7 protein-coding genes are annotated in these 8183 nt (G+C 65.0%); 4 read left to right on the top strand and 3 right to left on the bottom strand.

Going from position 1 to position 8183, the window contains the following annotated elements:
* From AC30QB_RS01755 to AC30QB_RS01740, 4 genes are all read left to right on the top strand, one after another.
* On the top strand, positions 1-197 hold a 197-nt coding region (locus AC30QB_RS01755), incomplete at its 5' end, for a hypothetical protein (protein WP_489544465.1).
* Positions 169-2463 (top strand): NADP-dependent malic enzyme, encoded by a 2295-nt coding sequence (locus AC30QB_RS01750; RefSeq protein WP_489544464.1) that lies wholly within the window; start codon positions 169-171, stop codon positions 2461-2463. The genes AC30QB_RS01755 and AC30QB_RS01750, both read left to right, overlap by 29 nt.
* 237 nt (positions 2464-2700) lie before the next feature.
* Positions 2701-3111: a guanyl-specific ribonuclease gene (locus AC30QB_RS01745; protein WP_489544463.1), complete on the top strand. Its 411-nt coding sequence runs from the start codon at positions 2701-2703 to the stop codon at positions 3109-3111.
* 42 nt (positions 3112-3153) lie between these two features.
* Complete coding sequence (locus AC30QB_RS01740; RefSeq protein WP_489544462.1) at positions 3154-3549, top strand: barstar family protein; 396 nt, start codon at positions 3154-3156, stop codon at positions 3547-3549.
* 237 nt (positions 3550-3786) lie between these two features.
* On the opposite strand, the gene rsmA is transcribed toward AC30QB_RS01740, so the two are convergent.
* The 3 genes from rsmA to AC30QB_RS01725 are packed head-to-tail and all read right to left on the bottom strand — an operon-like array spanning position 3787 to position 8108.
* Entirely contained in the window at positions 3787-4545 is a 759-nt protein-coding gene (rsmA, locus tag AC30QB_RS01735) for a 16S rRNA (adenine(1518)-N(6)/adenine(1519)-N(6))-dimethyltransferase RsmA (RefSeq protein ID WP_489544461.1), read from the bottom strand.
* A 7-nt stretch (positions 4546-4552) separates the two neighbouring features.
* A complete protein-coding gene (locus AC30QB_RS01730) occupies positions 4553-5893 on the bottom strand; it encodes a peptidylprolyl isomerase (protein WP_489544460.1) in 1341 nt (446 codons plus the stop codon).
* Between the two features lie 7 nt (positions 5894-5900).
* The gene (locus AC30QB_RS01725) at positions 5901-8108 is read right to left on the bottom strand and encodes an LPS-assembly protein LptD (RefSeq protein ID WP_489544459.1); all 2208 of its coding nucleotides are present in this window, start codon (positions 8106-8108) and stop codon (positions 5901-5903) included.
* Positions 8109-8183 lie beyond the last annotated feature (75 nt).

Below are 8183 nucleotides of genomic sequence, written 5' to 3'. Positions count from 1 at the left end.
CTTCGGTGCAGCGCGTCGGCCATGCTGCGGCGCAGTATTGCGTAACCCCTGCGCAAAGCCGCTACGCACTTTCGCGCATGGGTGGTCATCGGGTCGGCGGCTATGGTGTCGGCCGCGCCCCTGCGGCATCATCGTTCGCTGCGCTGCACCTCAACTCCGTTGCCCACCATGCTGAATCAGGAAGCCAAACGCGCTGAATTGCGGCAAGCCGCGCTGGAATACCACGAGTTCCCGACGCCAGGCAAGATTGCCATCGCCCCGACCAAGCAGCTGGTCAACCAGCACGACCTGTCGCTGGCGTACTCGCCCGGCGTGGCCGCCGCCTGCGAGGAGATCGTCCGGGACGAGCGCAACGCGCACCGCTACACCGCGCGTGGCAACCTGGTGGCCGTCATCACCAACGGCACGGCGGTGCTGGGCCTGGGCGACATCGGCCCCCTGGCAGCCAAGCCGGTGATGGAAGGCAAGGCAGTGCTCTTCAAGAAGTTCGCCGGCATCGACGTCTTCGACCTCGAACTGGCCGAGCGTGACCTCGACAAGCTGGTCGACATCATCGCCGCGCTCGAGCCCACCTTCGGCGGCATCAACCTCGAAGACATCAAGGCGCCCGACTGCTTCTATGTGGAGCGTGCACTGCGCAGCCGCATGAACATCCCGGTGTTCCACGACGACCAGCACGGCACGGCCATCGTGGTGGGTGCCGCGGTGCTCAATGCACTCAAGGTCACGGGCAAGAAGATCACCGAAGTGAAGCTGGTGGCATCGGGTGCTGGGGCAGCTGCCTTGGCCTGCCTGAGCCTGCTGGTAAAGCTCGGCGTGCCGCGAGAAAACATCTGGGTCACCGACCTGGCGGGCGTGGTCTACGAGGGCCGTACCGAGCTGATGGACGAAGACAAGATCGTCTTCGCGCAGAAGACCACGCTGCGCACGCTGAGCGAGGTGATGGACGGCGCCGACATCTTCCTCGGCCTGTCGGCGGGTGGTGTGCTCAAGAAAGACATGGTCGCCAAGATGCGCAAGCAGCCGGTGATCCTGGCACTGGCCAACCCGACGCCCGAGATCCTTCCGGAAGAAGTGAAAGAAGTGCGCAGCGACGCCATCATCGCCACCGGCCGCACCGACTACCCGAACCAGGTCAACAACGTACTCTGCTTCCCGTACATCTTTCGCGGCGCGCTCGACAGCGGTGCCACCACCATCACCGCCGAGATGGAGATTGCCGCGGTGCATGCCATCGCCGAGCTGGCCCAGGTGGAGCAGAACGACGTGGTGGCCGCGGCGTATGCCGGTGTCACGCTGAGCTTCGGGCCGGAGTACCTCATTCCGAAGCCTTTCGATCCGCGGCTGATGATGAAGATCGCGCCCGCCGTAGCCCAGGCCGCGGCTGATTCGGGCGTGGCCACCCGGCCGGTGCAAGACCTCGACGCTTATCGCGAGAAGCTGCAGAGCTTCGTCTACGCCTCGGGCACGACGATGAAGCCCATCTTCACGCTGGCCAAGGGCGCCAAGAACAAGCGCGTGGCCTATGCCGAGGGTGAAGAGGAGCGTGTGCTGCGTGCGGTGCAAGTGGTGGTCGACGAAGGCCTGGCCCGGCCCACGCTGATCGGCCGACCGGCCGTGATCGCCCAGCGCTGCGAGAAATTTGGCCTGCGGCTGAAGGCCGAGCGCGACTACGAAGTCGTCAACGTGGAGCAAGACGACCGCTACCGCGACTACTGGCAGACCTACCACCGCATGAATGCACGCAAGGGCATCACGGCGCAGCACGCCAAGATCGAGATGCGGCGCCGCCTCACGCTGATCGGCGCCATGTTGCTGCACAAGGGCGAGGTCGATGGCCTGCTGTGCGGCACCTGGGCCACCACGGCGCTGCACCTGCATTACATCGACCAGGTGATCGGCCTGCGCAAAGGCGCCAAGACCTACGCCTGCATGAATGGGCTGATCCTGCCCGGCCGCCAGGTGATGCTGGTCGACACCCACGTCAACTACGACCCCACCGCCCAGCAACTGGCCGAGATCACGGTCATGGCGGCCGAAGAGATGAAACGCTTTGGCCTGCTGCCCAAGGCAGCCTTGCTGTCACACAGCAGCTTCGGATCGAGCAACCAACCTTCGGCCGTGAAGATGCGCGAGACCTTGGCCTTGCTGCGAGAGCAGGCGCCTTGGCTTGAGGTGGACGGCGAGATGCACGGGGATGCCGCGCTCGATGCCGGCTACCGCAACCAGCTGATGCCCAGCACCACCCTCAGCGGCGAGGCCAATTTGCTGGTCATGCCCAACATTGACGCTGCAAACATCAGCTACAACCTGCTCAAGACGGCGGCGGGCGGTGGCATTGCGATCGGCCCGGTGCTCCTGGGCGCGGCCAAACCGGTGCACATACTGACGCCTTCCACCACCGTGCGGCGCATCGTCAACATGACGGCGCTGACGGTGGCCGATGCCAACGCCGTGCGCTAAACCCAGGGTAAGTGCGGCTAAGGCCCAGGCTTGTGCACGGGCATGTGACACCCACGTCACAACTCTTTTTGCAAATCTGCGGAGCACTTTTAGCGTCGCGACAACCCGCCACTCATGTCATTTGGTGAATGTTGGTACACACTACTTGCGTGCGGGCGTTGCCCTAAATTGAGGCAGTGTCTTGAGATTTTTTGCCCGATTCTGTACCATCGCGGTTTGTTATTTTAGGGATAACCCGTGTTTCTCCTCGGTCGGCAGCCTGCGTGGCCACCCCTTTGCAAGTTGGGGCTCGCTATCGTTCTGGCAGGTGCCGCGGTCTTAGGCAACGTCGCCCATGCAAAGGCGACCAAGCCGCAGCTGGAAACGGTTGCACTGGCCAGCCTGCCGAGTGAAGCCCAGAGTACCGAGCGCCTGATCCGCGCGGGCGGGCCATTCCCTTACACGCAAGACGGCAGGAGCTTTGGTAACCGTGAGCGCTTGCTCCCGGCAGAACGCCGTGGCTACTACCGCGAGTACACCGTGAACACACCAGGATCGCGCAACCGAGGCGCGCGCCGCATCGTGTGTGGAGGCCCGCAAGCCACCACGCCCGAGGCTTGTTTTTACACAGGCGACCACTACACGAGCTTTCGCCGCATCGTGCAGTGAGCGCCCCGGCAGATTTTTTTTGACCTAAGGAGGAACGCGACCATGCTTTTGCAGACAGTCCGTCCAAACATTGTCCAGTCGATACGCGCCTATCGCGTCGATGAACTGCACGAGGCGGCGCAAGGCGCAAGCCAGCATTTCCTCTACGCCAACCTGACTTCGGCCCAGACCAAGCAAGACGTGATGGAGGCGATCGCCGAGTCGTTTCTCTTCCCTTCGCACTTCGGTAAAAACCTGGATGCGCTCTTCGACTGCATGACCGACCTGGTGCACAAGTCGGGCGCACAGCCTGGTTTCGTGGTGGTACTGGAGCAGTTGCCCGACAACCCACGCTTCGACCGCGAAGCGCGTGAGCAGCTACTGGATGTTTTTCGCGATGCGGCCGACTTTTGGGCCGAGCGAAAGATTCCCTTCAGGTGCTTCTATTCTTTTCAGTAGCCCGCTCCCAAGAACAAGGGTCATGGGAGCGGGCTACGGAAACGGCCCCGAGCGTTACTGAGAAGCCGGCCAAAGCGGCCGCCAAGACAGCAGCCAGCAACAACTTCGGCATGAACATGCCGATGATGAGCAGTGCCTTCGATACCTCCATGTGGCTCAGCGCTGCGTGATGTGATTGACTGTCGCGTTTGATTCAAAGGGCAGCCTTAGCGCTGCCCTTTGTCTTTGGGGCGGCGGCTACTGAAGCCCGCGCACCAGATCGAGGTATTCGCCCACCGGCACTTCTTCGGCGCGTCGCTGGGTGTTGAACTCACCGCTGAACCCGCGTTCGTCGAGCCAGCGGCCCAGTGTGTTGCGCAGGATCTTGCGCCGCTGCGAGAAGGCCACGGTCACCAACTCGCCGAGCAGGGCCGCATTGACCCCCGCGGCCAGCGGCAGGGGGCGCATGCGCACCACGGCCGAGTCGACCCGCGGCGGTGGGTCAAAGGCTTCGGGCGGCACATCGAGCACCGACTCGATGGCATAGCGCCACTGCAGCATCACCGACAGGCGGCCGTAGTCCTTGTTGCCTGGGGCCGCGGCCATGCGCTCGACCACTTCTTTTTGCAGCATGAAGTGCTGGTCTTCGACTTGGGCCACCGACTCCAGCAGGTGGAAGAGGATGGGCGTCGAGATGTTGTAGGGCAGGTTGCCCACCACCCGCAGCTTCTGCCCGGCCAGGGTGGCGAGGGCGGTGAAGTCGACCCTCAGCACATCGGACTCGACCACGTTCAGCTCGGGGCGTTTGCGCAGCCGCGCAGCCAAGTCACGGTCGAGCTCAATGACGGTGAGCCGCTCACAGCGCTCGACCAGAGGGTCGGTCATCGCGCCCAATCCAGGGCCGATTTCTACAAGAGCCTGCCCCGGCTGCGGTGCAATCACATCGACGATCGCACCGAGCACGACCTTGTCAGCCAGAAAATGCTGACCGAAGCGCTTACGCGGAATATGTTTCACGGCCTGCTTACTGCGGAGGCTCGCGCATCTCCACGTAGGCGCGGGCGCGCAGGTCGCCCACCCACTCGGCATAGGCGTCTTCGAACTTCTGCTCGCGCAGGGCGGCGCGCGCCTGCTCCCGCTGCTGCTTGGCGTCAAGCGCCGTCTTGCGGCGCTCGAGCACCTGAATCAAGTGCACGCCGAAGCGCGACACCACGGGTTCGGACAGCCCGTTGATCGGCAGCGCGTTCATGGCTTCCTCGAACTCGGGCACGAAGCTACCAGGCGACACCCAGCCCAGGTCGCCACCCGTAGGCGCACTGCCGTCTTCGGAGTTGTCACGTGCGATCTGCTCAAAGCTGCGCGTGTTGGCGGTGATCTGGCGTTTGAACTCCAGCAGGCGGCGGGCGGCGGCCTCCTGGCTGAGCTGGGGTGACGGGCGCAGCAAGATGTGGCGCGCCCGTGTCTGGGTGACGGACAGCGCGCCGCCCTCATTGCGCTCCAGCAGCTTGAGCACGTGAAAGCCTGCGCTGCTGCGCACCAGCGCGGGCGACACCTCGCCAGCCTTCAGCGGGCGCACGGCATCGACGAACAGATCGGGCAGCCGGCTGGCCGGGCGCAGGCCGATTTCGCCGCCCTTGGCGCGGTTGCTGTCGTCCGACAGGTCGCGGGTCACGGCATCGAAAGCCTCGCCGCCGCGAATGCGGGCCAGCGCGCTTTCCGCACGCGCACGACGCTCGGCCACGGCACTGACAGACGCGCCTTCGGTCACTGCCACGAGCACCTGGGCAATGTTGTATTCGGTGGCCTCACCGGCGGCGCTACGCTGTTTGTCGAGCCAGGCATCGATCTCGCCGTCGGTCACCCGGATGCGGCTTTGCACTTCGCGCTCGCGGGTACGTTCGACCAGGAGCTGGTCGCGCACGTTCTTGCGAAAGCGCGCGTAGTCAATGCCCTCGCGCTTAAGCCGCTCGCGCAGTTGATCGGGCGTGAGCTGGTTCTGCGCTGCCACGTTGGCCATGGCGCGCTCCACTTCGACGTCGTCGAGCTTCTGGCCGCTATCGCGTGCGTTGGTGATCTGCACACGGTCGTTGATCAGGGCGTCGAGGACCTGCTTGTGCAGCTCGTCATCGGGCGGCAGGCGGCCGCCGGCGCGCCGAGCGTCTTCGCGCACCTGGTTCAGCCGCAGCTGCACTTCTGCATTGGTCACCAGCTCCTGGTTGACGATGGCCACGATGTAGTCGGCGGAGCGGGGCGCGGCCGAGCGCTGCGCCACGGCGACGGGCGCCACGCCTGCGAGCAGGAGTACGAGCAGCGTGCCAAACGCGGTGTGCGTGGATAGGCGAAGCCAGATACGGGTCAGTGTCATGGGGTGTTCAGGGGGCGATCGGCCGATTGCCGTCAAAAGGGGTGTCGTCACGCAGCAGGCGGTAGCCAGGGATATTGTCCTTCAAGACCTTGAGCGGGTTGGTTCCCAGGCGAGACAGGCCAACGAACTCGATTTCGAAGCCCAGCTGGGTCGTGGCCTCGACCTGGTTGGTAGACAGGCGCTTGGCCACCACGCGGCCGATCCAGCAGCCCGCGTCGTACTCAAGGCCCAGCACCGAGTCGGTGATGCGGCTGTCGCGCAAGCTGTAGCTCACGCGGCCCACGCTGTACCAGGTGCCCGAGCAATGGCCCTGGCTGCGCTGGCGTGTTGCATCGCGCACTTGTCCATAGAGTGGCCACTGCCAGCCGAGTTCCGCCTGCTCGCTTTCGTCGCGCTTCAATCGGTAAGCCGCACTGAGGGTGCGGTAGGGGCCGGGCGAATAGCGCACGCCCAGCACCGAGCGCACCGTGCGCTGGATGTCGGGGCTGTACTGCAGCCCGGCATCGAGCTTCCAGCGGGGCCACAGGCTGCTGGAGCCCAACAGCAGCAGGTCGGACACCCGCTGCGTGAAGGGCGTGCCATCGGGCGTGATGCGCTGGTCGGCCAGCAAGAACCGCTGCGCCACGCCCAGGCGCAGCGCTTCGGCGCCAGTCTGGGCGTCGAGCATGCGGGTGGTCACCCCGGCCGTCACTTGGTGGGCATCCGACACACGATCTATGCCCGAGAAGGCGTTGTCGGTGTAGATCGAGTCGAAGTTGAAGTCTTTGCCGGCCGAGTCGAAATTGGGCAGGTCTTCCTGGGCGGTGAACGGTGTCTTCACATAGAGCAGGCGAGGCTCAAGCGTCTGCCGCATGGTCCGGCCAAACCATTGAGCGTCGCGCTCCAGCACCCAGGCGCTGTCGACGCTCACGCTTGGGATGGTGCGGCTGAAGCGGCTGCGCCCAGCGCGCTCGCCACTGGTGAGCGGCTGGTCTAGCGAGTACGCGGCGGCATTCAGCGACACCTTGGGCACGAGTGTCCAGCCCGGTGTGATGTAAGGCCAGCTCAGCGAGCCGAGAGCGTGCACGCGCGAGCCGGTGACGCGGGCCGGCTCGATGTTGCCGTCGGGTTGGGTGAAGCGGTTGAACTCCGTTTCGACTGCGAACTGCACACCCCCGAGCATGCGCTGCGACCCGCGCACACCGAGTTGTGGCAAGCGGTCGTAGGGCGCTTTGTCGATCAGGGCAGTGGCCTCTTGCAGCACCTGCCAGCGCAGCACCCGTGCGTAGGCATTCCAGTCACCAAAGAGCGGCTTGCTGGCCTGCAGGTCGGCGGCCAGCAGGCGCGGGGTGATGCTGGGCAGGTCGAGCGAAAAGTCTTTCCAGTAGTCGTCGTCGGACACGCGGGAAACGCTGGCCTTGTAGTAGCCATCGCTAAGCAGCCCGCCGTTGTGCACCAGCCCGAGCGAGCTGCGCGAGTGCCCGGTCAACCGATCATGGGCCAGCACATTGAGATTCAGCGTGCCTTCGTAGTCAGGCTCCAGGTAGCGGAACTCGCTGTTCAGGCCCGCCCCACGCTTTGAAATGACGACGGGCGTGAGCGTGGCGTCGCGGTTGGGTGCGATGTTCCAGTAGTAGGGCACCGAAAGCCGCAGGCCGCTCTTGTTGTCCAGGCCGATCGTGGGTGGCAGCCAGCCCGACTTGCGCGCATCGGTCAGCGGAAAGCTGAGCACCGGCGCGGCCAGGACGGGCACGCCGTAGAAGCGCAGCACCGCACCCTCGGCCACGCCCTCGTTCTCGGCAAAGTTCAGCGTCACCCGGCGGGTCGACAGCAGCCAGGCCGGGTCGCCCGAGCCGTCGCGCGGGCAGCTGGTGTAGGTGGCGCCACTCGCCACGGCGGTGTTCTCGCCGAGGAAGTCGATGCGCGTGGCGTCGCCGCCGGCCTGGGTGCGAGAGAAGAAGTAGGTGGGGCTGATGAAGTAGCCCTCGAATCTCTGCACTTGCAGCTGCAACTCGGGACCGCTGTACTGGTTGCCGTCGCGCAGCACGCTCACATGGCCTTTGCCGCGGGCCAAGTCGCCCAGCTGGTCGTAGCTCAAGCGGTCGGCGCGGATCTCGATCTTGCCCTGGCGAAACACCGCATCGCCTTCGGCCACCAGGTCCACGTCGGGCCGCGCGCGAATGTCGGCAGCCTCTATGACGACCGGCGGCCTGGTCTGCGACCAGGCCGGTGTCAAGCCGCCGCCCACCAGCCACCCGACAGCGAGGCAGCGCGCAAGAGCGACACGAGAAGGTGAGAGGGGAAAGAGGTG

This window comes from Rhizobacter sp. (assembly GCF_046595475.1).
GTDB lineage: Bacteria > Pseudomonadota > Gammaproteobacteria > Burkholderiales > Burkholderiaceae_C > Rhizobacter.
This window is presented reverse-complemented; position numbering and strand designations above follow the sequence as displayed.

Excerpts from the sequence above, each read along its gene's own strand:
- AC30QB_RS01750 (WP_489544464.1), top strand. The coding sequence starts at position 169 with ATGCTGAATCAGGAAGCCAAACGCGCTGAATTGCGGCAAGCCGCGCTG.
- AC30QB_RS01740 (WP_489544462.1), top strand. The coding sequence starts at position 3,154 with ATGCTTTTGCAGACAGTCCGTCCAAACATTGTCCAGTCGATACGCGCC.
- AC30QB_RS01730 (WP_489544460.1), bottom strand. The coding sequence starts at position 5,893 with ATGACACTGACCCGTATCTGGCTTCGCCTATCCACGCACACCGCGTTT.